20 protein-coding genes are annotated in these 24620 nt (G+C 47.0%); 16 read left to right on the top strand and 4 right to left on the bottom strand.

Features of this window, described 5'->3' with window-relative positions:
- Positions 1–140: 140 nt before the first annotated feature.
- The 6 genes from thiF to idi all read left to right on the top strand — a co-directional run bounded on the left by thiF (position 141) and on the right by idi (position 4686).
- The gene (gene thiF / locus VFC92_01065; GenBank protein ID HZK06766.1) at positions 141–731 is read left to right on the top strand and encodes a sulfur carrier protein ThiS adenylyltransferase ThiF; all 591 of its coding nucleotides are present in this window, start codon (positions 141–143) and stop codon (positions 729–731) included.
- Entirely contained in the window at positions 731–937 is a 207-nt protein-coding gene (gene thiS / locus VFC92_01060; protein HZK06765.1) for a sulfur carrier protein ThiS, read from the top strand. Before thiF ends, thiS begins: the two co-directional genes overlap by 1 nt.
- A 272-nt stretch (positions 938–1209) precedes the next feature.
- Positions 1210–2679 carry a phytoene desaturase family protein gene (gene crtI / locus VFC92_01055; GenBank protein HZK06764.1) on the top strand — a complete coding sequence of 490 codons (1470 nt, stop codon included), beginning with the start codon at positions 1210–1212 and terminating at the stop codon, positions 2677–2679.
- 13 nt (positions 2680–2692) lie between these two features.
- Positions 2693–3529, top strand: coding sequence for a phytoene/squalene synthase family protein (locus VFC92_01050; protein HZK06763.1), 837 nt, complete (start codon positions 2693–2695; stop codon positions 3527–3529).
- Positions 3526–4056, top strand: a complete 531-nt coding sequence (locus VFC92_01045; GenBank protein HZK06762.1) for a hypothetical protein — start codon at positions 3526–3528, stop codon at positions 4054–4056. The genes VFC92_01050 and VFC92_01045 overlap by 4 nt, the downstream gene beginning before the upstream one ends.
- A 78-nt stretch (positions 4057–4134) precedes the next feature.
- Positions 4135–4686 carry an isopentenyl-diphosphate Delta-isomerase gene (gene idi, locus VFC92_01040; protein HZK06761.1) on the top strand — a complete coding sequence of 184 codons (552 nt, stop codon included), beginning with the start codon at positions 4135–4137 and terminating at the stop codon, positions 4684–4686.
- 351 nt (positions 4687–5037) lie between these two features.
- Here idi and VFC92_01035 read toward each other — a convergent pair whose 3' ends face one another.
- The 4 genes from VFC92_01035 to cysS form a co-directional block, all read right to left on the bottom strand.
- On the bottom strand, positions 5038–6771 hold the full coding sequence (locus tag VFC92_01035) for a C69 family dipeptidase (GenBank protein HZK06760.1): 1734 nt from the start codon (positions 6769–6771) through the stop codon (positions 5038–5040).
- A 150-nt stretch (positions 6772–6921) separates the two neighbouring features.
- Positions 6922–8502, bottom strand: coding sequence for a hypothetical protein (locus VFC92_01030; protein HZK06759.1), 1581 nt, complete (start codon positions 8500–8502; stop codon positions 6922–6924).
- A 20-nt stretch (positions 8503–8522) separates the two neighbouring features.
- The gene (locus tag VFC92_01025; protein ID HZK06758.1) at positions 8523–10775 is read right to left on the bottom strand and encodes a S9 family peptidase; all 2253 of its coding nucleotides are present in this window, start codon (positions 10773–10775) and stop codon (positions 8523–8525) included.
- A 146-nt stretch (positions 10776–10921) separates the two neighbouring features.
- Positions 10922–12394 carry a cysteine--tRNA ligase gene (cysS, locus tag VFC92_01020; protein HZK06757.1) on the bottom strand — a complete coding sequence of 491 codons (1473 nt, stop codon included), beginning with the start codon at positions 12392–12394 and terminating at the stop codon, positions 10922–10924.
- Between the two features lie 338 nt (positions 12395–12732).
- Between cysS and VFC92_01015 the strand changes: the two genes are divergently transcribed.
- The 10 genes from VFC92_01015 to VFC92_00970 all read left to right on the top strand — a co-directional run bounded on the left by VFC92_01015 (position 12733) and on the right by VFC92_00970 (position 24614).
- Complete coding sequence (locus tag VFC92_01015; protein ID HZK06756.1) at positions 12733–15072, top strand: C25 family cysteine peptidase; 2340 nt, start codon at positions 12733–12735, stop codon at positions 15070–15072.
- A gap of 72 nt (positions 15073–15144) precedes the next feature.
- On the top strand, positions 15145–16497 hold the full coding sequence (locus tag VFC92_01010; GenBank protein ID HZK06755.1) for a FlgD immunoglobulin-like domain containing protein: 1353 nt from the start codon (positions 15145–15147) through the stop codon (positions 16495–16497).
- Between the two features lie 18 nt (positions 16498–16515).
- Complete coding sequence (gene pgsB, locus VFC92_01005; GenBank protein ID HZK06754.1) at positions 16516–17697, top strand: poly-gamma-glutamate synthase PgsB; 1182 nt, start codon at positions 16516–16518, stop codon at positions 17695–17697.
- A 2-nt stretch (positions 17698–17699) separates the two neighbouring features.
- Entirely contained in the window at positions 17700–18152 is a 453-nt protein-coding gene (pgsC, locus tag VFC92_01000) for a poly-gamma-glutamate biosynthesis protein PgsC (GenBank protein ID HZK06753.1), read from the top strand.
- A gap of 55 nt (positions 18153–18207) precedes the next feature.
- Complete coding sequence (pgsW, locus tag VFC92_00995) at positions 18208–19356, top strand: poly-gamma-glutamate system protein (GenBank protein ID HZK06752.1); 1149 nt, start codon at positions 18208–18210, stop codon at positions 19354–19356.
- A gap of 11 nt (positions 19357–19367) precedes the next feature.
- Positions 19368–20276 (top strand): hypothetical protein, encoded by a 909-nt coding sequence (locus tag VFC92_00990; GenBank protein HZK06751.1) that lies wholly within the window; start codon positions 19368–19370, stop codon positions 20274–20276.
- A gap of 38 nt (positions 20277–20314) precedes the next feature.
- Entirely contained in the window at positions 20315–21472 is a 1158-nt protein-coding gene (locus tag VFC92_00985; GenBank protein ID HZK06750.1) for a hypothetical protein, read from the top strand.
- 6 nt (positions 21473–21478) lie between these two features.
- Complete coding sequence (locus VFC92_00980; GenBank protein ID HZK06749.1) at positions 21479–22510, top strand: hypothetical protein; 1032 nt, start codon at positions 21479–21481, stop codon at positions 22508–22510.
- A gap of 62 nt (positions 22511–22572) precedes the next feature.
- Positions 22573–23685, top strand: coding sequence for a heparan-alpha-glucosaminide N-acetyltransferase domain-containing protein (locus VFC92_00975; GenBank protein ID HZK06748.1), 1113 nt, complete (start codon positions 22573–22575; stop codon positions 23683–23685).
- A gap of 5 nt (positions 23686–23690) precedes the next feature.
- Positions 23691–24614 (top strand): hypothetical protein, encoded by a 924-nt coding sequence (locus VFC92_00970; GenBank protein HZK06747.1) that lies wholly within the window; start codon positions 23691–23693, stop codon positions 24612–24614.
- The last annotated feature ends 6 nt before the right edge of the window (positions 24615–24620 follow it).

The following is a 24620-nucleotide window of genomic DNA, read 5'->3' as shown; positions in this document are numbered from 1 at the left end:
AATCAATCCACCCCTATATTTTTTGTATTACTCCGCGTCTCCGCGCCTCCGCGGTTTGACTTCTCTCACTTGCCTGAAGGTTGAAATCTAAACCACTCAAATATTCATACTTTTGAAAACTTGTTGCAGAAAAGACGTGTATGGATACCAAACAGATCGAAACCATTTTACAAACCAAAACCATTGGGATTGCCGGTTGCGGTGGGCTGGGGAGCAACTGTGCCGCACTGCTTACACGTGTCGGCATTGGCAAGCTGGTGTTGGCCGACTTTGATAAAGTGGATGCTTCGAATTTGTCGCGGCAATATTTTTTCCATTTTCAAGTGGGGCTTTACAAAACGGATGCTCTGCGGGAGAATTTGCTGCAGCTCAACCCGGCACTGATTGTCGAAACGCACTGCATAGAGTTGACGGCGGCGGATATTGCCCGATTGTTTATTGGCTGTGATGTGGTGGTAGAAGCTTTTGATGATGCAACCGCAAAACAGATGCTCATAGAAACCATGGCGCTGGAGCTGCCCGCCACGCCACTCGTTGCTGGCATTGGCATAGCCGGATGGGGAAACAACAATGCCATCACAACTTTGCGGGCTGACAAAAACCTCTACATCTGCGGCGATGGTACCCGCGAAATCTCGCCTGAGCTGCCACCGCTGGCACCGCGTTTAATGGTGGTGGCTGCCATGCAAGCCAACCAGGTGCTCGAAATCTTACTAAACAATCCAATTTGATGATGAACATAATTCTGAACAACCGACCCGAATCTTTCCATGAAGAGACGCTTACTTTTGCGGAATTGATCAGAAAGAAAAACTTTACTTTTAAATTTTTGGTAACAAAACTCAACGGCAAGCTGGTGCGCAAAGAGCATCGCGATACCACAGAAATAACAGACGGCGACAACGTAACGGTACTGCATCTGATAAGCGGCGGATGATGATCATGAAACTGACGATAAACCACTTTGACAAATGCCTTTTTTCAACTAAAACTCAAAACTTATTTAATAATCTCCAACTTCTAACCTCTAAAATTTGAAAGTGCTATTTTTGTTTTTTAATTATTGTAAAAGCTTAAACAAAATATTGATGCGCCTTGTTATGGAAATCGACTCGGAGAGGCTTTCATCCCGGTGCTATTTATCAAAAGATGCCGGTTTCAATATGTTGGATGTTGTAGATTAGATCGATAAAAACATTAAAACAAAAAATGATGAGTAAAAAAGTAATTGTAATCGGTGCCGGTTTTGCCGGGTTATCCGCCGCCACCGGGCTGGCCTCCAAAGGTTTTGAAGTGACCGTATTGGAGAAAAACTCTACGCCAGGCGGGCGCAGCAGGATGTTTCAAGCTGCGGGATACAATTTCGACATGGGACCGAGTTGGTACTGGATGCCCGACATCTTCGACGATTATTTCGAAACGTTTGGGCGCCGCGTTTCCGATTATTATGATCTGATGCGCCTCGATCCGTCCTACCGGATTTTTTATGATAAAGATGATGTGGTGGATCTTCCGGCCAATGTTGACGAGATGTACAGGCTGTTCGAATCCATAGAACCAGGTTCCGCCGAAAAACTGAAGAAATTCCTGAAAGAATCCGAATACAAATACGAAGTGGGCATGAAGGAGTTTGTGCGCAAGCCAAGCTTATCATTTATGGAGTACATGGATCTGCGTTTGATGAAATCGGCGCTGAAGCTGCACATGTTGCAATCGTTTGATAAATACACACGCAAGTATTTCAAAAACCCCCGGCTCCTTCAGATGCTCGAATTTCCCATACTTTTTCTGGGCGGCACCGGCAAGAAAACGCCGGCGCTCTACAGTCTGATGAATTATGGCGACATTATGCTGGGCACATGGTATCCCCGCGGCGGCATGTACAAAATTGTGGAAGGCATGGTGAAGCTGGCCGAAGAAACAGGCGTGAAGTTTATTTACGATGCGCCGGTACAAAGCTTTACTTATCATAGCAGTCGTATAGTGGCCGCTGTGGCGAATGGCAAGGAATACGAAGCCGATTATTTTGTGGCTTCCGCCGATTATCATCATGCCGAGCAGCAACTGCTGGCGCCTGAATACCGAAAGTATTCCGAAAAATACTGGGATTCGCGCGCAATGTCGCCCTCCTCGTTGATCTATTATTTAGGTATTGATAAAAAACTGCCACAGCTCGAGCATCACAATCTACTTTTCGATGTGCCGTTTGCACCGCATGCAGCAGCTATTTACGACAATCCCATGTGGCCCGATCAACCGTCGGCCTACGTATGTATGACTTCAAAGTACGACGACACTGTGGCGCCCGCCGGTCACGAAAATCTTTTTGTATTAATTCCGGTGGCTGCCGGATTAAAAGACACACCCGAAATACGCGCGCATTATCTGGAGATGATGCTCGACAGAATAGAAAAACTTACCGGCGAAACCCTGCGCGGTCACATCGACTTTCAGCGGAGCTATGCCCACGCCGATTTTGCAGGCGACTACCACGGCTACAAAGGCAATGCTTATGGCCTGGCCAACACACTCATGCAGACCGCCTTTTTGAAACCATCGATAAAAAACCCCAAGCTGAAGAACCTATATTATGCCGGACAGCTCACCGTGCCAGGCCCTGGTGTGCCGCCGTCGATTATCTCCGGACAAATTGTTACCGATCTTATTTCTCAATTATAAAGTCAAAAAGCCCATGAAAGAACTTTTTGATATGATTTCCAAAAAATCGAGTAAGATCACCACCTTGACCTACAGCACTTCTTTCTCGATGGGCATACGTGTTTTTAACAAACGTTTTCACGATCCTATCTACGCCATCTATGGATTTGTGAGGTTTGCCGACGAGATCGTGGATAGCTTTCATGGTTTTGATAAAAAAAAGTTACTCGAAAATTTCAAGCGCGACACCTACGAAGCCATCGAAGATAAAATCAGTCTGAATCCCATCCTTAATAATTTTCAGTCGGCTGTTAATACCTACAAAATAGACCGCGAAACCATCGATACGTTTTTGCGCAGCATGGAGATGGATCTTTACAAAGAAACCTACGACCGCAAGGCTTACGATGCATATATTCTAGGGTCGGCAGAAGTGGTAGGTTTGATGTGTCTGCGGGTGTTTTGCGAAGGCGACGAGCAGATGTATGAGGAGCTAAAACCTTCGGCCATGCGGTTGGGAGCGGCTTTTCAAAAGATCAACTTCTTGCGCGATCTCAAGCAGGATTATCAGGGTTTAGGGCGCAGTTATTTCCCCGGCATCGACATCGCCGCGTTCGATCATCATGCAAAAGCGAAAATAGAACAGGAGATAGAAGCCGATTTTAAAGCGGGTCTCGAAGGCATCCGCAAGCTGCCTGATGGCTCCCGGTTTGGCGTTTATCTGGCCTACATTTATTTCTATACCCTTTTTAAAAAAATAAAAAAATCGAATGCTGAGCGGTTGCTGCGTGAGCGGGTGCGTGTATCGGATCCAGAAAAATACCTCCTGCTCTTCACCTCATTTTTTCGCACAAAGCTCCGGATGATATGATTAAAAAAAGCCTACTGCTTGCCGTTTTTATAATGACCATAACTACTTCCTACAGTCAGCCATCGGTTGGCAAATTGCGCAAAGCGTTTTTTGCCATGAAAACCGATAGCTGTGGTGCCACCACTTTATTCAAAATGGCCAAACAGGACAATTATCAGCTTGCCGTTGTTCAGGCTTATGCCGGTGCCGGCGAAGCTGCCATGGCAGAATGTATGAGCGGATGGCTGGATAAATTAGGAACTTTTAAACGCGGCAAAAAAAATATTGAAGAGGCGGTGGAGAAAGCTGCGGCTGATGCCGAAATACGTTTTCTGCGCTTTTCCACCCAAGCCAACATTCCCGCCATTCTTGGCTATAATAATATGCGCGACGACAAGCAGATCATCATCCGGCAGTTGCCTCAGTTGTTAAAAGAAGACCAGGAAGACTTTTGGAAAAAGGCCGCGCAGTTTATGATCGACAGCGACGAACTCAACAAAGAGGAGACAGCTGCTGTTAAGAATTCGCTGGAAGGAGCGAGGTTATAAAAACAAGTTGTCAGGTTATCGGGTTGTCAAGTTGTCAATCTGATGGTTTAAAATTTAATTAATAAAGAAAAAACTACAATGAAGGATAACGAAGAACAAGTGATTTTGGTCGATAGCAACGATAATCAGTTGGGGACCATGGAAAAAATGGAGGCGCACATCAAAGCGGTTTTGCATCGTGCCTTTTCAGTTTTTGTTTTTAACGATCGAGGCGAGCTGATGCTTCAGCAGCGGGCACTGAGTAAATATCACACTCCCGGATTGTGGGCCAATACCTGTTGCAGCCATCCACGCTCCGGCGAAGAAGTGATGCAGGCCGCACACCGGCGCATGGTCGAAGAAATGGGTTTTGATTGTGAGCTTACCAAACTTTTCGATTTCGTCTACAAAGCCGCTCTTGAGAAGGGGCTAAGCGAACATGAATTCGACCATGTGTTTGTTGGCACTTACAATGGCGAGCCGGTAATAAATAAAGAGGAAGTAGAAACCTGGCGTTGGCGGAGCATGGACGATATTGCCGCCGACCTAAAGGTACGCCCCGAAGAATATACCATTTGGTTCAGGATTGCTTTCGACAGGGTGCACGAATACATCCAAAATAAAGGCGTAATAGACCAAAGGAGGCAATAAACTTCTATAATCGATATTGTTGTTAAGAAATTTATTGATGAGTTTTTGAAGGCAGAATGACTTCTGAAAACGTAAAAGGGATTCTACAACAGAACCCCTTTTCCTTTTTCGTCAGTCATCAAGTTTATCCCTTGTAGGTTGCTCTCCAGCAGAGCCTACTTCTGTTTAGCTTGATCAGACAAAATAATAATCGCATTCTATCACGGTAAATTTTAGTCAGGAAAACAGCCTCCTTTTGTCCATTACACCTAAAATTTTGATCATTAATAAAAAACAAAGCGGCGGAATGCTCCGGCCGCTCTGTCTTTTTAATATCCTGATGTCATCATCGGACAGCTTAATGAGCGCTGTTTATTCTATTACTTTCAACTTATCACCGGTTTCGGTAACAATCAGTCGTTCGAACTTTTCGCCATAGCCTGGCTGTACCACATTGGGATTTTGCTCTCCTGGATTTGGCGTTTTTATATTACCATCCATAAATCTCATAAAGAGATAATGATAGAAGTCTTGCCATTCGTTGGTAACCCGGTCGCTGGCAGCGGTAGAATAATCGGTGAGATAGGCTGTTGCCAGATTGTGATTTTCCGCGTAAAGCGCTTTGGCTTTTTCGTCGATCATCGGCATAAGGGTTACAAATTCTTTTTCGTAAGCATCAATTTTTTCTTTCACTTCTGGATAGATTGCATTCCAACGGGTATAGGCAAGGTTAGAAACCTGATTAAACACCCAGAAAGCCGCATCCGACGACCAGCGCATCAGGGCGCCATTGCCGCGTTCTATGGAGTGTGGCGCGCGGGTGATGCCGCAATACATGGGCATATAAACGCTACACGAAGCGTCGTCGATGCCAAACCAGATGATGCCGCCGATTGGGTCGGGCAGCCAGTTGCGCATTTGCGTCACAAACGAAAAACCTGTTTGTTGTGTGGCGGTAGCACGCTCGTTGCAATAGGATACACCATCAACTTCGAAGGTAAGCGGACGCCAGCGGTAAGGCAATCCAAAAGGTCCTGCGCCCACGTCTTTGCTCATATCCAGCTCGGTGCCTTCCAGATGATTGCGCATAAATTCGAACATATCCAGCTGACTGATTTTTCTGTTGGGCACCACCCACAGCGGCATGCGGTTGGTGGTATATTTATCCACATTTTCGTCGCCATTGGCCAACTTCTTACCATGCTCTAAGTTTCCTTTTACATACTCCCAGTATTTATCCATGCCGTCGGTTACATCGTTGAACATGCTCCACACACGGATTTCGCAAAAGCGGGCGGCGCCAAAATCTACCGGAGCATAGGTGTCGGAGAAACTAAAGTTTTCATCTTTTCCTTTAAAAAAACCTTTGTCGCGGGCAAAGCTCACTACGTCGGGAGAATAAATAGTCTCGATGTTTTTATCTTTCATAAAAAGGTCAAAATTATCGGAGGTAACGGAGGTTTTTCCGTCGGCGCGCGGGAAGGTGGTGATGCGTGCGTGGTTGGCGTGAGCGCTCACATAGCCGTCGGGAATCATGCGTGCTACCCACACAGCGCCTTTTTGTCCGTTGCCTTTTCCGATAAGTTCCAGAATCCACACTTCGTTGGGGTCGGCAATCGAAAATGACTCGCCGGAGCTGGCGTAGCCGTATGTGCTGGTGAGTTCGTGATAAATGCGGATGGCTTCGCGGGCGGTTCGGGCACGCTGCAGCGTAATATAGATAAGGCTGCCATAATCCATGATGGCGCCTTCCTGGCCTTCAAGCTCGGGCAATCCACCATAAGTGGTTTCGCCAATCGAAACCTGAAACTCGTTGATGTTGCCCACTACATTGTAGGTTTGTGTGGCTTGTTTGATCTTGCCAAGATATTTTCCGCTATCCCATTCGTACACATCCATGAGGGTGCCTTCGGGCCAGGTAGCTGCAGCCCAGTGATACAACTCGCCATACAATACGTGCGAGTCGGCGGCGTAAGAAATCATTGTCGATCCATCCACCGAGGCACCTTTGGTGATGAGATAATTGGTACAGGCTTCGGCACGGAAAATTCCCGTACCTGCCACAAAGGCAACAAGCAAAACAGTAGTTAGAATACGCTTCTTCATAATTTTCTAAATATTTAGTTGATATAGATTTATAAAAGTATCGTGTTAAAAAAGGACAAAAATAGAAGATTTGAACGATTACCCGTAGGAAAAAGTTTTTGTAAGGCAATTGTATTATGGTTACCTATCTTGTAATCAGAACCTATAGTTTTAATTAACGCTCTCTTTTTTCCGGAAAAGGCTTGCTCTTTGGTTTTCACTTTTATAAACAAGCGTATAGTTTTGGTTTAAAAAAGGATAGGAATCCAACGTTTCGTTTGGATTGTTGGAATCCTCCGAAAAGATGAACACGTAATCTATTTGCTGGTGTTGATCCGGATTTTCGGTGTACAAAATTCTTGTGTCATTGGGCGAATCACTTACACGAAGATTTGGTAATTGCGCGTAATTCCATTTTAATGGGAAATAATCGAGCGAAGCTTCATAATTCTTAGTAATTATCATGGGTGTATCGATGCCAAGATAGTTGGAAACGTGTGTAAAAAGCCAGTCGTTGCTGCTGTAAATTGGATAAACGGTACTGTATGGCTCGATAAGCGCTGAAGCGGCTATCACCTGTTCCACAATAGCGCTGTTCTTTTCGGTAGCGTGGACATAAACATTTAGCAATCCAATGTTTGCATAATTAATGATTACAAAAGCAATGATTTTGAGCCAAAGTGGCGTGCGAAGTGTGGCCAGAAAAACGATTAAGAAAAGAAAAAAGAAAACCAGCAGGCGGGAACTCACAAAGCCAAAGTTTCCCCCAACTGTGTTTGGCACCAGTTTTAAAGCAAGAAACAGCAGCACGACCAGTATTCCCCAGATAAATGATTGGCGTGTAACGGGTTTTTTTAGCTTCCTGATTCGGTTTATCAGATGATAGCCGGTGATTAGCACGAATAAGAAAAAGATCCATTTTGTAAAAATATCCTCTTTAATATAATCGACTCCTTTGGCTGGCTGCACGTGTTTTATCATCAGCCATATTTCCGACCAACTGGTATATTCAGAAACACCATTTCCGGGAGGATGGGTGACAAAATAGATGATGGTTAAAATTATTCCCGGCAACAGTATCAGTAGCTGCCTGAGCCAGGTATTGAAAACTGCTTTTCGGTGTACAGAATTATTTGATAGCAGGTCGGACACGGCGCTCATGTTTATTATACCTATCGTCAGCAGCAACATGGCAAATACAAATAAGTGCGAAAAAAACACCATCATCGACAGCAGAGCCAAACCTATGCAGACTCGCCATGAAAAACCTTTCTGCATCGTGCGAATCCAAAATCCCAGTGTGAAGAAAAAGAATACCAGTCCCAGGTGAAAATTGTAAAATCCGTAGAAAAACATAAACGAATAGGTAAACGGAAAAACAAAATAAACGAGCCAGGTTTCTTTAATCCGAAGCACGCTCAAAAGATATCGGAAGGCAACAGGGAAAAGGATCAGATAGACAAGCAGCACCACTTTTTCGGCAACCAATGCAGGAAGAAACAACATAAAGGCGCCCAACAGAACATGCCCGATGAGGTTAGGATTGAGATGCGGATTAAACATCAGAAAATCAGACAAACCACTGTCAGGATTTTGCAAGAGATCTAAAATAAGGCGCGTATTGTAAAGATGAGCTGGCCCATCAACCGTCGGGAAATTCTTAAACAGCAATACCGGCAAGGTATTGATAAGCAGCAGCAAATAAAAGAAGGCTGGTTCGTACTTTCCTGCCGCCTGGTAAATCCTTGTCAAAGAGTGCCTGATCTGCGTCATTATCTACCTCCCGGCTCCACATGATTCATCAGATAATTCCGCAACAGCGAAAATACATGCCGGTAAGTATTGGCGCCTTCGTAGATGCCATGTGAACGGTTGGGATAGGGCATTACCTGAAACATCTTGTTGTGCTTCACCAGTTCGTTGATGAGCGCCTCGGTATTTTGATAATGAACGTTGTCGTCGGCAGTGCCGTGGACGATCAGCAGATCGCCTTCCAGGTTTTTGGCGTAGGTTATCGGCGAGCCTTTTATAAAATCCTCCAGATTTTCTGTTTTTAATCCCATGTAGCGTTCCTGATAAATGTTGTCATAATAAAGCTGGTTGGTAACCGGAGCTACGGCCATGCCGGCTTCGTAGATTTCGGGGTATTGGAACATGAGGTTCAGTGTCATGCTGCCACCGCCACTCCAGCCCCAAACAGCTGTGCGTGTAGAATCCACAAAAGGCCATTTCATAATTTCGCGTGCTGCCATAGCCTGGTCGTGGCTGTTGATGATTCCGATTTTGCGGTAGATGCTCTTGCGCCACTCGCGTCCTTTCGGAGAAGGAGTTCCGCGGTTGTCGACGGCTATCACCAGATAACCCTCCTGCGCCATCAGGCGGTGCCACATGGTAGCGGCTCCCCAGTCGTCGGTGGCGGTTTGGCCCCACGGTTCGCCATACACATGGAAAAACACCGGATATCTTCTGCCTGCGTCAAAGTTGGGTGGCTTTATTATAAAGCCCTCCATAGTTACATTGTCGATGGTGGTGACGCTAAAAAATTCTATCGGACGCAGATCAAGTTTTTCCAGCGTGGTTTTGAGCCGGGCATTGTCCACCAGATTGCGCACCACCTTATGATCTGGCAAACTAATAAGCTCTGTTACGGGTGGTGTATTAATGGAGCTATAGGTATGAAAAGCAAATTTTGCGTCAGGCGCGATATCGTACTCGTGTGTACCGGTTTGATCTTCTGGTGTGATGCGCTGTGGCTTGCCATTGCCATCCATTGTCACACGATAGAGATACCGCTGCGTGGGGTTGTCGGGCGAAGCAATAAACCAGGTTTCGTTGGCCTCGGGCACGATGGCAGCGATAGAAACCACATCGTAATCACCATGGGTAATGAGGCGTTCTTCGTCGCCGGTTTTAGAAATCAGATACAAATGTCGCCAGCCATCTTTTTCGCCGAGCCAGGTAAAATATTTGTCGCCAACCCACTGCCAGTCGTCCACCACGTCGAGCCATGCTTCGTCGCGATCGGTGTAAATGTTGGCGGCCAGGCCGGTTTTTGGTTTGCAATACCAAACATTGTTGGTGTTTTGCTTTCGGTTGAGCTGCTGCACCAGGAAGCCGTCGGAGTCGGGCGTCCAGAGCAAACGCACGAGGTAATGTTGGTAGGGATCACCGGGGATTTTCATCCATACGGTTTTGCCGCCTGTTGCCGCTACTGTGCCAATTCGTGCCGAAGAAGGGTCTTCTCCTACCTTTGGATATTCCACCGGAATGGTAAATGAATAGAGTGCGTCGGTGTTGTTGATCATCAGGAAATCGCGAATCCCCGATGCGTCGATTTGCCAGTAGGCGATGGTTTTTCCGTCGGGGCTCCAGCGGAAGCCATCGCGGCAATGGAACTCCTCTTCGTAAGCCCAGTCGAAAGTACCATTTATCAGATCGTCGGTGCCATCCTTGGTGAGCTGAACGGTTTTGCCGTTTTTCAAATTTTCGACATAAATATTGTGCTTGCTCACAAAAGCTATCTGGCTGTCGTCAGGCGAAAATTTGGCAAACATTAGCGATGAGGCTGGTAACTTTTCACCAAGTTTCGTAAGCTTGCCACTATCTATATCGAGTAGCCAGTAATCGCCGCGGGTGTTGTAGCGCCACACACGCCGCGTGTTGGTAAAGATGAGCAGCTGTTTGCGGTTGTGCGACCATTCGTAGTTGGCAATCCACAACGGACTGCCGGAATCTTTGGGCGTTAGCTGCGCGGTCGTTATCAGCACGTTGCTTTCGCCGGTAACGGTGTTGTGCTTTACGATTTCCATTGCTCCGCCCGCCAATTCTAGTGTGGTGTAACTTTCGCCGCCATCGATCCAGCGCGGCTGGTTGAAGTAATCGCCACCCAATTCGGCTGAAAGGAAAATCCGGTCCATCGAAAGTTTGGATGAATCCGTCGCTTGCTGAGCTACTACAGGAATGCCCGAAAAAATGATGGCCAGCAAAAGGATTGCGCCGGCCATTTTTAAAGTTTTAAATTTCATTTTTATAATAATTTTTAATAAACCCTATTGATTTGAAACACCCTTCGCGCACCCCCCGACCCCCTAAAGTGGGAGCTGCCACCGCACATTCGGAAGTGTGTGGGCTGGCTTCCCCTTTAGGGGATTGAGGGGTAGTGGGGACATTTTTACATCCGGCTCCACTCGGCGCCTTCTTTGGTATCCTTCACTTCGATCTTGATACTTTTGAGGCTGTCGCGAATTTTATCGGCTGTAGCCCAATCCTTATTTTTCTTGGCATCCTGACGCAAATCCAGCACGAGTTTCATCAGCCCGTCGGTGGTGTGATCGTCGGCATCGGAAGCATCCGTTTCTGATTTCAATCCGAGGATATCAAAAACAAAGGTGTTGAAGGTCGCTTTGAGCGATTCCAGATTTTCGACGTCGATGGTTTCCTTTCCGTCATTTATGGAGTTGATGATGCGCACGGCTTCAAAAAGGTGGGCAATCACGATGGGGCTGTTGAAATCATCGTTCATGGCTTGGTAACAATTCGCGGAAAGCGCTTTAATATCCACACTATTATTATCGGAAGGTTTAAGTTTTTTCAGGGTTTCGGCGGCAGTAAGCAATCTGTCGAGACCTTTTTCTGCTGCCTGCAACGATTCGTTCGAGAAATCGACGGTGCTGCGATAATGCGCCTGCAGGATGAAAAACCTTATGGTAATTGGGCTGTACGCTTGATGCAGAGCCTGGTGGCTGCCGGTAAAAAACTCGTCGAGGGTTATAAAATTATTCAACGATTTGCCCATCTTCTGTCCGTCGACGGTGATCATATTGTTGTGCATCCAGTAGCGCACATGGTCGTGTCCAAAAGCTGCCACTGCTTGTGCTATTTCCGACTCGTGGTGCGGAAACACCAGATCCATTCCGCCGCCATGAATGTCGAAAGTTTCCCCCAGATATTTGCAGCCCATTGCCGTACACTCCAGATGCCAGCCCGGAAAGCCTTCGCTCCATGGCGATGGCCAATGCATGATGTGCTGTGGCGTAGCCTTTTTCCACAAGGCGAAGTCAACCTGGTTTTTCTTCTCATCCTGGCCGGCAAGTATCCGTGTATTCTCCAGTGCCTCATCTATCGAGCGCCCCGAGAGCTTGCCGTAGTTGTGGTCGTGGTCGTACTTTTTAACATCAAAATATACCGAGCCCTGATTTTCGTAAGCGTAGCCGGCTTCAAAAATTTTGTTGATCATGTCGATCTGCTCGATGATATGCCCCGAAGCGTGTGGCTCGATAGAAGGAGGCAGCGTATTGAGCTGCTCCATATTTTTGTGGAAACGGTTGGTGTAAAGCTGGACGATTTCCATAGGTTCGAGCTGTTCGAGCCGTGCTTTCTTGCCCACTTTATCCTCGCCTTCGTCGGCATCATTTTCCAGATGGCCCACATCCGTAATGTTGCGCACATAGCGCACTTTGTAGCCAATGTGTTGCAGGTAGCGGAATACCAGATCGAAAGTGATGGCCGGGCGCGCATGACCCAGATGGGCATCGCCGTAAACCGTAGGGCCGCATACATAAAGCCCGACGTGTGGCGGATGAATGGGTTTGAAGATTTCTTTTTTTCGCGTCAGCGTGTTGTATAGTGTGAGAAGCTGTTCCATGATATTATATTTTTTTAGCAAAAATAGTGCTTTTGATGTTGATGGGCGGAAAAACAGGATTGCGGTTGGATAAGTTTATCATTACGCGCTCCTTTTTTTAGCCTCACTCCCGACCTTTCATTAATAAAGTTTCTTAATCTTATTTTAAAGAAACCTTCATTTGAATGAAATAAATATACATTTGCCATTGCCTTTTATAACAATTGATAATGCAACCTCCGCATTTTTCTTAGTTCATCCGCCAGAGTTTCACGTTGGTCTGATTCTTCGAAAGCGATGATTTCCTCTGATTTCATTCGGTTCATCTTTGTATTTATGTACTAATAACAACACAGATTATGTATCAGAAAACACTGTTTTCACTTGTTGTTTTTCATTTCCTCATTTTTACTGTAACTGCCCAATGGCAACCCCTGCAGCCTGCCACAAACACCAGCAGCGCTCCTGAAGTCACGCTTTTGAGCCAGGATGCATCAGGTGCGGTGATTCAGATTATACTGCCAGGATTTTCAATTGATAGCTTTGAAGCCGATGGCGCTTACTACCAACGCATAAACATCAAGGGAGAAACCTATACCAACGAAGTGGGGCTGCCCGAGGTGCCTTATCTTGCCGAAATTCTGGCCGTTCCCGACCACGCTTCCATTGAGGTGGAAGTAATTGAAGCCGGTGAAGTACAAACTTTCAGAGACATCTCGCTACCTCCTGCCCGCCAGAGTTGGTGGGAAGGCGATCCGGAAACTCCCTACCAGGAAGATCGTGCAGCTTACGCTAATGATGCATTATATCCCACGGTGGCCGCTCTGGCAGAAGCTCCGGCGGTGTTTCGTGACTTCCGAATTGTACGCGTTTCTATGTTCCCTTTTCGCTATAATGCTGCCAAAAAAGAGCTGCAGGTTACCACATCGATGATTGTACGGGTAAAATTCGGAAACGGTGAAGCCATCAATCCTAAAATTTCTGCACGCAAACCTATAGCTCCTTCTTTCGGGAAAATTTATAAAAGTGTTATTTTTAACTATCCGCAGGTACTGGAGCAGTTGTACGATGGCCGCGAAGAAGGTCATGATTTGATGCTGTGTATCATGCCCGATGAGTTTGTAGCAAGTTTTCAGATTTACGCCGAATGGAAACGCCAGAGCGGCACCGATATTCATATCACCAAATTCAGTGAAATTGGCGCTAACGCCAACAACTCTGATATCATCAAAGACCATATCAGCGATGCCTGGTTCAACTGGGAAACACCGCCTACCTATGTGCTCATGGTTGGCGACGCTGGGGTATTCCCATATAAAATCGTTTCCTATCCCGATTATTCATTTCCTAACGAAGACTTTTTTGTTTCGGTAGAAGGTGCTGATTATTTTCCTGAGATGATGGTCGGAAGGTTTACCAACCAGGCTGATTATCGCATGCAGGTAATCATTAATAAAAATCTTCTTTACGAAAAAGAACCCTACATCGCCGATGATACCTGGTTCAGGAAAGGCACCTGCTGCTCCAACAACGCATACGATTCGCAGGTAGAAACAAAACGCTTTACCACCAATGTGATGCTCAACGACGGGAATTTTATAAAAGTAGATACCTTGATGAGCGACGGCAGTGGCTGGGGATGGGGGTGTTCGGTGAGCAAAAGCAACATCATCAGTGCCATCAACAATGGACGCAGCTTCCTGAACTATCGCGGCGAAGGTTGGTACAGCGGCTGGCAAGCCAGTTGTTACAGCTTTACCGTAAACGATGTGTCGTCGCTTAGCAATGGCCAGAAGTTCACTTTCATCACCAGCATAGGCTGCGGCGCCGCAGGATTTCATAGCACTGGCGGCAATTGTTTTGGCGAGGAGTGGTTGCAGCTTGGCTCACTCACAGCACCGCGTGGTGGCATTGCCATTTTGGGTCCTACTTCCAACACACATACCACCCACAACAACCGCCTCGACAAAGGCATATACGAAGGAATGTTTCGCGAAGGCATGGATACCCCCGGTCAGGGTTTGTTGCGTGGCAAGCTTTACATGTTCAATGTTTTTGGTAACGAATATTATGTCGAATATCATTTTAAAGTTTACTGCACCCTGGGCGATCCTTCCGTTCATATCTGGAAAGATACGCCACAGGCCGTAACGGTAAACCATCCGGAAATAATTCCCGTAGGAAATAATGAGTTTTCTGTTGCCATTACCCACACAAGCACCGGACAGCCTATAAATAATGCACAGGTAACCATCACCGCACCTGAACTATTTGTTTCTGTATTTAGCGACAGCTCCGGCACCGCTCATCTCAATCTGATGCCACTCACCGAAGGAGCGCTTACCATTACCGTGAGAGGCGGCAACGTGATTCCTTATCAGGGAACAATTGACGTGATACAACCCGAAGAACTCGTAGAACCCGAAGGCAAGCCCGAAATCACCGATCTTAATGGCAATGCCGATGGATTGATCAATCCCGGCGAAGATTTCAGCATCTCCATCAGCCTCAAAAACTGGGGAAACCTTACGGTAAATAATGTCCAGGCAACTTTATCAACTACCGACCCCGACATCGAAATTCTCACTACAGGAGCTATCAGCTACGGAAATATAGCTCCAAATGCCATGGCCTCCGGCGAACCTTTTATGCTTACGGTTGCTCCTGCCTGCCAGGTTGGTCATGAGTTTCAGTTGTAGCTCGATGTTACCAGCAGCCTCTCCTCGTGGACTTACAACTATACGCTGAAGGTACACGGTTGCTAGCTTAGGATGGATAGCTTTATCCTGCAGGAATTAAGTCCTTCGAATATCAACTATCTGTTCGAACCCGGCGAAACTGCCGAAATGATGATGGCCATCGAAAATTTTGGTGATGATATTGCCCCCGGAGTAATGGGTCTTCTCACCACTTCCGATCCCTACATTACCATCCTGGATGGCGAAGCTTCATTTGGTCATGTGGTGATAAATGGAATTGCCATCAATGAGGATGATTTCTTCACAATTTCTGCTGCTGCCAACTGCCCCACAAATTATCTTGCCGGTTGTTCGCTGCGGCTTTATACCACCAATAGCAACTATCCGTATGAGGTAATTGTGCCGGTAAAAATTCCGGTTGCCAAACAGCTATCCCACGACTATACCGGCCCCGATGCTTACGGTTATTATGCCTATTCGAGCACCGATATCTTTTATGACCAAAGCCCTGTGTATGAATGGATGGAATTGTCGGCAATCGGAACGCCCGTCATTATTCCCGGCGTGAGCGATTACACAGAAACCGTCAATTTGCCATTTACGTTCAGATATTATGGTGTAAATTATAACCAGCTCCGCATCAGCACCGACGGATGGATAGCTTTTGGCAATGGTAGCCAGACAGCTCCCGTAAATCAGCCACTTCCCGCCTTCGACAATGTAAATGCTATGGTGGCTCCTTTTTGGGACGACCTTTATGATATAGAATTTGCCGAAGGGCAACTCCTTTATTACAACGATACAGAAGAAAACCGATTCATCGTTGAGTGGGACAGCATTTCACACAACAATTCAGGCACCGAACCCAAGCGGGAAATATTTCAGGTGGTGCTTTACGATCCGGCTTACTATACAACCACTACCGGCGACGGCGAGATCGTGGTACAATACAAAAAAGTAACCGATGCGCTGAGCAACACTATCGGAATCGAAAATCATTCGCAGGACGTGGGTTTACAATATGTTTTTAATAATAATTACGCGGCTACTGCCAATGCAATTGTAAGTCATTCCGCATTGAAATTTACAACCGAGCCACCCTTTGTTTCACTTATGGTTGGTATCGGTAATCCCAATGCAGGGGTGTTGTTGGCAAAGCTTTGCCAAAATACGCCCAACCCATTTAGCTCAAGTACCACCATACAATACGAGTTGGGTGAATCTGGCCAGATATTATTACAGATTTATGACATCAATGGTGCTGTGGTGAAAACCCTGGAGCAGGGCAAACGGCCAGCGGGAGTGCACACGGTGACTTGGGATGGAACTACAAACACAGGATCGCGCACTGGCACAGGCATCTACTTTTACCGGCTCCAAACCGACGATGTCGTTAAGACTTTAAAACTCATGCTGAGCAAATAAAAATAAGTATGCGTTTTTATGTATAGCTTCTTCCTGCTTTTAGCCATTATCATTCTTTCGTCGATAGCCGGTATTATCGAATACCGGCGGCATCAGCGGCGAATCCATTCTATTCCTATTCGCGTGCATATCAATGGCACGCGCGGCAAATCGAGCGTTACGCGGTTAGTGGGTGCAGGCTTGCGTGCTGCCGGAGTCAGCACGCTCACAAAAGTTACAGGTACTTTTCCGCGGCTTATCCTCGAAGACGGCACCGAAACATATATCCATCGCAAGTCGGCGGCCAATATCATCGAGCAGCTTTCGATTGTAAAATTTGCTGCCCAACGTAATGCGCAGGCGCTGGTGATGGAGTGCATGGCGTTGCAGCCGCAATATCAAACCATCACGGAGCGCAAGATGATTCATTCCAATGTGGCGGTGATGACCAACATCCGGATGGACCACGTGGACATAATGGGACATACTCTGCCCGATATTGCAAAAACACTTGGACGTACCATTCCGCGCAACGAGCATCTTTTTACAGCCGAATATCATATCACCGATTTACTTCGCAAAATGACCGAACGGCGCAAATCGGTATTTCATCTTGCCAACGAAAACGAAGTGACGCCAGAGGAAATGAAAGGCTTCAGCTATATCGAACACCGCGAAAATGTGGCGCTGGCGCTCGATATCTGCAAGCATCTGAACATCGACAGGCAAACGGCGCTGCGCGGCATGTATCAGGCCATCCCCGACGAAGGCGTGCTGCGCCGCTACACCGTTGAGGCTTTTCAGAAAACCATGGTTTTTTATAATGGCTTTGCCGCCAACGATCCCGATTCGACGATGATGGTGTGGGGAAAGATTAAAAAAGAAATGGGCTGGGACGGCACACGCATCATATTGCTCAACACACGGCAGGACCGGCTCGACAGAGCCAAACAGCTTGCCGCGATGGCTGCAAAAAAGATGTCCGCTGACATCGACTTCCTGATGCTCATCGGTCAATCGACAGAAGTGGTGGAAGCTATGGCCGTGAGATACGGGATGCCGCGCAAAAAGATTATCAATGTAGGCTGGACAACGCCTCAAAAAGTTTTTGAAAAAGTGTTATCGGTCACCGCCAAAAGCTCCACTACGCTGGCCATAGGCAATATGGGCGGCATGGGAGCCATCACAGTAGAATATTTTCACAATAGAAGCACAATGTAATTATGATCGAATTAGCCATTACCATCGGACTTGTGTTTAGTCTGCTTTCGTACGAAGTGTTTGGCCTGGCCGCGGGCGGCATTGTGGTGCCGGGATTTGTGGCGCTGCAGCTTACTCACCCCGACCGACTTTTGGGGATTTTGGGCGTGAGCCTGCTTACTTTTCTCATCATTAAAATCCTAAGCAATTACACCTTTTTGTATGGACGGCGCCAGATGGTGCTAAGCCTGCTCATCGGTGTTTTGCTGGCCAATTTTTCCCGTTATTTTCTGAGCATCAACATTGCTTCTACTTCGCTGGAGCTGGCTGCGGTGGGATGGGTTATCCCCGGACTTATCGCGCATTGGTTTGCAAAGCAGGGCATTTTCCAAACCATCAGCGTGCTGTTTGTTTCGTCGGTGCTGGTGCGCTTGTTTTTGATTCTGTTGTTTGCTGGGGCTTTGCTGCCGGATTAAAGCAGTTACAGCTGGCATTTGTTTATTAATAAAAAATGAAATTTTAAAATAAGAGATGTACAAATTCAGAGCGAAATCTACGGCAGCGTTGAGCATCCTTTCGTTGCTTGCACTATTGGCATTTATTGCCGTGGAGCAAAGCAAGATAGATGTTAAAAAGGAGTGGTACAACGAAAAGCTTGAGGCCGCGCAGCTTTCGCAAAAGGCTGAGCAGGTGCTAAAAAACCACCGTGTCGAAAACAGCATTTTTATCGATGTGGTGAATGACCCCAACCAGACAGCGCTGATTGGCCAGGAATTTACGCTTGTAACCACCGACCGTGGAGAAATCGACGCCAAACTCTCCACCACCAATCCCAACTTTGCTGCCGTGGTGGTGCAATTGCTCAAAGATGCCGGCGTGGAAGCAGGCGATAATGTGGCGGTTGCCATGTCGGGATCGTTTCCGGGATTGAACATATCGGTGGCAGCGGCCATCGAAATCCTAAGCTTGAATCCCGTCACCATTACTTCGGTGGGCGCTTCCAACTTCGGGGCTAACGATCCCAATTTTACATGGCTTGATATGGAAACAGTCCTTTACAATTCGGGGCTGATGCGTCATCGCTCGGTGGCAGCTTCCATCGGCGGCGGCCACGACATTGGCCGCGGCCTTAGTCCGGAGGGACGTCATCTGATCGAAGAAGCCATCCAACGCAACGACGTTATTTTTATCAACGAAAGCTATCTTGAAAACAGCATCGAGCGGCGCATGGAGATTTACGAAAAGTATAGCAAAAACAAGCCCATCAAAGCTTTTATAAATGTAGGTGGTGGTATTGCCAGTCTGGGCAACACTATCAATGGCCGCCTCATCAATCCGGGCCTCACCAAACATTTGCCTACACGCAACTTCCCGGCACGCGGCGTAATCATTCAGATGGGGCAAAATGGAATTCCTATCATCCATTTGCTCAACATCAACCGGCTTCTTAAAGATTTCAACCTGCCGGGAAGCCCTGTCCCCTTGCCAGATCCTGGCGAAGGAGGCATTTTTATTCACAAACAATACAACGTAACCATCACCGCCATTGCTACTGCGGTTCTGGTGCTTGTGATTTTGCTGATTTATTTTAACGAAAAACGCTACAACCGCCTTGGCGCCAGCATTGTGCCGGCAGCTACTCCCATGACCTATGGAAATGATTCGGATGACTTATTATAATTAAAATAGAAATGAAAAAACTATTACTTGCTCTTCTTTTAATGGCCCTTAGCCTGCCGATGGTGTTGGCGCAATCTTCTAAAACAAGATTAATAAAGCCTACTGATTACCAGAAAAAGGTGGTTACAGTTCTTAATAAAAAAAACCGAAGCTATTACCAGCTTGATGCTACACGGGCATCGGTGGTGCAGGTGCAAGGTCCGGGACGCCTGCGGGTGATCAGCCGGGCGATACTTGCTACGTCGGCTTCTGCCAAAACTTCTTATTCGTTGCAATATGTGGTGGATGGCGGCGAGAAAAAAATCAAAAAATTTAGCGGCATCAAACGTGCCCCCGACGCGACTTATAAAGATGCAATACCGGGAAAGCCTGGTGTGGGGAAAGATTTTGAGATTGAGCTGGGACGTGGTAACCACAACATCCACTTTGTAAACAATACGCCGGAACAGCCGGTAGCCATGCGCTACATTTTTGTTCCGGCTAAAGCCAAAAAACGCGACTGGGTTCCGTTCTCGCCACTGAAACCAATGGAACCTGTCGAAATAATTTCGGGGGAATCGAGTGTGACCTATTACCGGTTTTCCAATGAAAAGAGTTTGCGTGTAGAGGTAATCGGCCCAACAGAACTGCGGGTACTCTCGCGTATCGAAAACAATTACAACATGCGCGGACGTATCGACTACCGCGTGCAGGTGAGCGAGAAAGGGAAAATCATCAACACTTATATGCTAAGCAGCAGCCGCTCCGAAGTGGCCACCTACAAAGACGACGCTAAGCTTATCCCCGGCAAGGGCTGCGAATTTGTAATCGACGTGCCCAATGGCAGGCACACCTACGAAATCAGGCTGCTCGACAAAAGCGAACAGACGGCGCTCGGACGCATGCTGCTGCCCAAAAAAGATGTCGGGTTGGAAGATTAAAAATTTGGCTTGTGATCTCACAACAAATATCGAAAACAATGAAACGATTACTATTAAAGTTCATGCGCATTCTGAAGCCGTCAACATTACTGTTACTGATAGCTTTTTTGCTTTGCGCAAATGGGGTGCAGGCTCAGAAAAAGAAAAAGAAGTCGAACAAATTTAAAATGGAAGCCGACTTTGGCCTGACCACTTTTTACGACGACAACATTCTGAAATATTCATATAAATATCTGGATCGTTTTATTAATAATAAAGACGAAGGCCGTTTTCACATCAGAACCTACGACGATGTGATTGTGAACGCCACCGTGGGATTATCAGCTTCTTACCGTCTTTTTGGCAAGCGAAAAACGATAGTTGATGCCGAAGCCAGCTTTAGTAACTATCTGATCAACGACATCAAAAACTGGCAGATTTACAATGTGGGTATCAGCCAGGAAATCACGCGCAGGCTTAGTTTAGGTTTTAGGTACAGCTACATTCCCGATTTCTATGTCCGCCATTTTCGCGACGACGACCTGATACCCATAGTGGGTTACACGCCCGAAAGCTTCACCCCTTACTCTTTTGCCAAAAACAACTACGCTTTCGTTGGCGAGTACACCTTTTTCAAGGATACGCGGGTACGGCTGTATTATTACTACATGCAATATTACCATAACAAGCACTACACCGAGTACGATAGCAAGAACAACTTGTTTCGGCTTCGCGTTACGCAGCCGCTTTCGCGGAATTTTGAAGTAGATCTATCTTACCAGTACGAATCATCGGATGCCAAAGGCTATGACGAACCGGGCGAAACGCGGGAAACCTCCGACGACAGCGATGCCACCTATGTGGAAAATGGCTTAAACGCGGGCCTGACCTGGAAGATACCCCGCGTAAAAAAGCACTTCCATAGCCTTACGCTCAATGCGGTGCTTTACAACACCTATTTTCAAACCGAAAAGTCCGTTCTGGTCGACCCGCTGCACGCTGGCCGCGTGGATCACGATCTGCGCATTTATCTGAACTACTACCTGAGCGTAACGAAGAAATTAAAAGTCAAAGCTTATTTCAACTGGTTAGGCCGCGATTCCGGCACCACCAACAGGCTTAATGAAGCCTATGTTTCCAACGAAAAAGATTACCGCCAGAACCAGGTAGGAATAGCCGTGACTTATAAAATTGATCTTTTAAAACAAAAAAAATAATAGTTGATGAAAACAAAACCATTGTACCTGATACTGCTACTGCTAACCGGCCTTGCGATAAGCTGCGGCAAACCCAATGATGCCGAAGTGCTGGAACCCGATGAACCCGAAACTGGTGGCTACATGGTGGTGGCGCGTTATACCACGCCTGCTTATGCGCAGGATGTGGCACTCAACGACACGCTGCTGTATGTAGCGCAGGGCGAGGGTGGCCTGCTGATTCTGGATGTTTCTGATCCCGCCAATCCACAGCAGGTATCCATTACCACCGAAAACGCACGTGGGTATTCCTTAAAGGTGGCCTTCCGCGACAGCGCGGTATATCTTGCTGCAGGCGCTTTTGGTGTCACTGCCATCAATGTGGCCGATCCTTACAATCCATTCGTAACGGTCTATAACCTGAACATGAAACCTGCCCGCGACATGTATCTGATGGGCGACTACATGTTTACGCCCATCAGTGAGCAAGGGGTTAGGATTGCTGCTATCGATTATCCGATACAGCCCGACGTGCGCGGCGGGATCGAAACATCCGGTTATGCCTACGGCTGCACCAGTACTTCCGACAGCAACTATCTGGTGGTGGCCTGCGGTGAAATGGGAATCTCGGTATTTGATATTTCTGACCTCCAGAACGGACTGGGCGTTTACACGCGCGTCAACTGGTGCAGCTTGCCCGGCTACGCCCAATCGGTGGAGTTATCAGACGACGACAAATATGCTTTTGTGGCTTGCGGCATCGAAGGTTTCTGTATCATCGACATCTCTGATACCACCGATTATCACATTGTGAGCAATTTCGATTATAAAGGCTACGTCAAGTCGTTGGTTTACCGCGACGGGCTGGTTTATCTGGCTGCCGAATTATACGGTTTGCAAATTGTAGATGTTTCGGATGTAACAGCACCAAAACTCATAGCGCAGATCAAAAGTTCCTATGCCCTCGATCTGGATATGGATGACAATTTTATCTATGTCGCTGATGAGGTGGAGGGAATCATTGTGATTGCAAAACCTGGTGTTATTGTCACCAATTGATAAATCCTTAAGGCAAATTTCGCCACGACTGTAATTTGGATGCTCTAACTCAAAATACCATTGTGAACATTGCCACACCACCCAAGCAGCGCTTCTTGTTCATCGACCAGTTTCGGGGACTCATCGGTGTGTTGATGTTGCTCGGCCACAGCTCCTATTATTTCAACGCCATCTGGCATCACCTCGACCCGGGCGATCCGCTGTTTCCCGACTGGAGTCAGTTTGCGTTGCGCTATGCCGGCTATTTGTGTGCCCCCGGGTTTTTGATGATGAACGGCGCCATGGTGTGGTGGTCGTTTCAGCGGCGCATCGCCAAAGGTAGCAAACCAATTAGCACACGGTGGCATCTGATACAGCGGGGTATTTTTCTGGTGCTTGCGCAAATGATATTTGTAAACGCAGCGTGGGGTGGTTTTGCGGAGTTCAAGCCGTGGCACCTGGGCATCATCTCCACCATTGGCTTGTCGATGATTTCGCTTACGCTGATGGTTCACTGGCGCTGGCAGTGGCGGCTGTTGCTGGCGCTGGTATTGCTCGCGGCGCATGTGTTTCTGCTGCGGATACCTTATCACACTGCTGTGGTGTGGCAGCGGGTGCTGATGCAAACCTTTGTCGTTTCGGGCGACTTCAATAAATATCCGCTTATCCCGTGGCTGTCCCTCGGCATTCTCGGTTCGGTGATGGCCAATGGTTGGCTGGATATTAATAAAACCCACGGTCAGCGTATTCTTCTTGGCGTGGTGGTGGCAGGAGCTGCTTTTGCACTGGCCATACTGCTTCGCATGGAACGCGGTTGGGGTAGCACATTTGGTTTTTCAGATTTAGGAACGGTTTCATTTTTCATAGATCAAAAATATCCACCGAGCCTTTTTATGAATTTATGGTCGTTTGCAGCAGTGGTTGCGGGCGTTACACTCTTCATCACCATCGACACTTTTGCACCCGCTTTGTTGCGCCTGTTTATCATCCCCGGAAGGGTGCCCTTGTTTTTTTATGCAGTGCATTTGGCCATCCTGGGGATTTTTGTCAAACGCATGGATTTCTTCTATCGCGAAGGAGGCGTCGCGGCTTCATTCATAGGGTTGGCGGTGATGCTGGTGGTGATGCTGCCGCTCTGCTGGTGGTTTTATGGCGTGAAGCGTCGCAGTAAAAACTATTTCATCAAAATGATTTGATGCGTATGAAAAGCTTTCTTAAAAAATATCAACTCAATATTCTGCTTTTGCTCCCGGTGCTTTGGGCTTTGTCTGGTTGCTGGCAACACAAGCCGGCAGTAGTTTCCACACCGGGTAATGATAGCGCTTCCACCATCACATTGTGCCGCAGCTACAAGAGCGAAACTGGAAATATCGTTGGTGCCGCCACAGTCTTTCCGCTTTATGGTGAAAATAATGTGAGAGCAATTTTTGATATTAAAAATCTGATTGCTGATGATTTTGATCGACCACAAATATTCCATATCGAATGGCTGGATATTGAAAACAAATTGCTGTTTCGAAAGCAGATGGACCTGCTGCCCGACGACAGCACGCGTTGGCTGGAAAGCTCCATCAGCGTTTCGCCACAGACGCGTACCCCCGGAACATACCAAATCCGGCTCTATCACTTTCGTGAAATGGTGGCAATACAATATTTTGATTTGCTGCCCATGGATAGCATCATCCAATCCTGGGCGCAACGGTTGAAGGCGGAAATAGTAATCTATAGGAAAGCTGATAGTAAGACCGGAGAACTTATTGATGTGGGCAACGAATTTGAAATCCGGGAACGGGCCAATGTGCGGACACAGATTTCACTTCAAAACCCTATCATTGTTGATAAACATGAGCTAAAACTCGCGGTAGTTTGGCAGGGTACCGACAGCACTCCTTGTTACCGAAAAGATATCACGCTTTATCCCGGCGACAGCCTGGCCGACATCAGTAGCTCCATTAACATCTCACCCGACAAACGTTCGCCTGGAAACTACCGCTTGCAGCTCTGGCTATTTGACACCATTGTGGCAGAGAAGGAGTTCAGGCTGATTGAAAAAAGGCAGAAAGAAGTAGTTAGTAAGAAGAAAGCAGTAAGTAAAAAGAAGAAAAAAGTAAGTAGAAAGAAGTAGATGTTT

Source organism: Bacteroidales bacterium (assembly GCA_035647615.1).
GTDB lineage: Bacteria > Bacteroidota > Bacteroidia > Bacteroidales > 4484-276 > SABY01.
Note: the sequence above shows the minus strand (reverse complement) of the source record. Positions and strands in the feature narration are given on the sequence as shown.

What these genes read in the sequence shown, in the direction of transcription:
- VFC92_01045 (HZK06762.1), top strand. Translation starts at nt 3,526, where the DNA reads ATGATTAAAAAAAGCCTACTGCTTGCCGTTTTTATAATGACCATAACT.
- cysS (HZK06757.1), bottom strand. Translation starts at nt 12,394, where the DNA reads ATGGAACAGCTTCTCACACTATACAACACGCTGACGCGAAAAAAAGAA.
- thiS (HZK06765.1), top strand. Translation starts at nt 731, where the DNA reads ATGATGAACATAATTCTGAACAACCGACCCGAATCTTTCCATGAAGAG.
- VFC92_00970 (HZK06747.1), top strand. Translation starts at nt 23,691, where the DNA reads ATGAAAAGCTTTCTTAAAAAATATCAACTCAATATTCTGCTTTTGCTC.
- VFC92_01035 (HZK06760.1), bottom strand. Translation starts at nt 6,771, where the DNA reads ATGAAGAAGCGTATTCTAACTACTGTTTTGCTTGTTGCCTTTGTGGCA.
- VFC92_00990 (HZK06751.1), top strand. Translation starts at nt 19,368, where the DNA reads ATGAAAAAACTATTACTTGCTCTTCTTTTAATGGCCCTTAGCCTGCCG.
- idi (HZK06761.1), top strand. Translation starts at nt 4,135, where the DNA reads ATGAAGGATAACGAAGAACAAGTGATTTTGGTCGATAGCAACGATAAT.
- VFC92_00980 (HZK06749.1), top strand. Translation starts at nt 21,479, where the DNA reads ATGAAAACAAAACCATTGTACCTGATACTGCTACTGCTAACCGGCCTT.
- VFC92_01015 (HZK06756.1), top strand. Translation starts at nt 12,733, where the DNA reads ATGTATCAGAAAACACTGTTTTCACTTGTTGTTTTTCATTTCCTCATT.
- pgsC (HZK06753.1), top strand. Translation starts at nt 17,700, where the DNA reads ATGATCGAATTAGCCATTACCATCGGACTTGTGTTTAGTCTGCTTTCG.
- VFC92_01025 (HZK06758.1), bottom strand. Translation starts at nt 10,775, where the DNA reads ATGAAATTTAAAACTTTAAAAATGGCCGGCGCAATCCTTTTGCTGGCC.
- pgsW (HZK06752.1), top strand. Translation starts at nt 18,208, where the DNA reads ATGTACAAATTCAGAGCGAAATCTACGGCAGCGTTGAGCATCCTTTCG.
- thiF (HZK06766.1), top strand. Translation starts at nt 141, where the DNA reads ATGGATACCAAACAGATCGAAACCATTTTACAAACCAAAACCATTGGG.
- VFC92_01050 (HZK06763.1), top strand. Translation starts at nt 2,693, where the DNA reads ATGAAAGAACTTTTTGATATGATTTCCAAAAAATCGAGTAAGATCACC.
- VFC92_00985 (HZK06750.1), top strand. Translation starts at nt 20,315, where the DNA reads ATGAAACGATTACTATTAAAGTTCATGCGCATTCTGAAGCCGTCAACA.
- VFC92_01010 (HZK06755.1), top strand. Translation starts at nt 15,145, where the DNA reads ATGGATAGCTTTATCCTGCAGGAATTAAGTCCTTCGAATATCAACTAT.
- crtI (HZK06764.1), top strand. Translation starts at nt 1,210, where the DNA reads ATGATGAGTAAAAAAGTAATTGTAATCGGTGCCGGTTTTGCCGGGTTA.
- pgsB (HZK06754.1), top strand. Translation starts at nt 16,516, where the DNA reads ATGTATAGCTTCTTCCTGCTTTTAGCCATTATCATTCTTTCGTCGATA.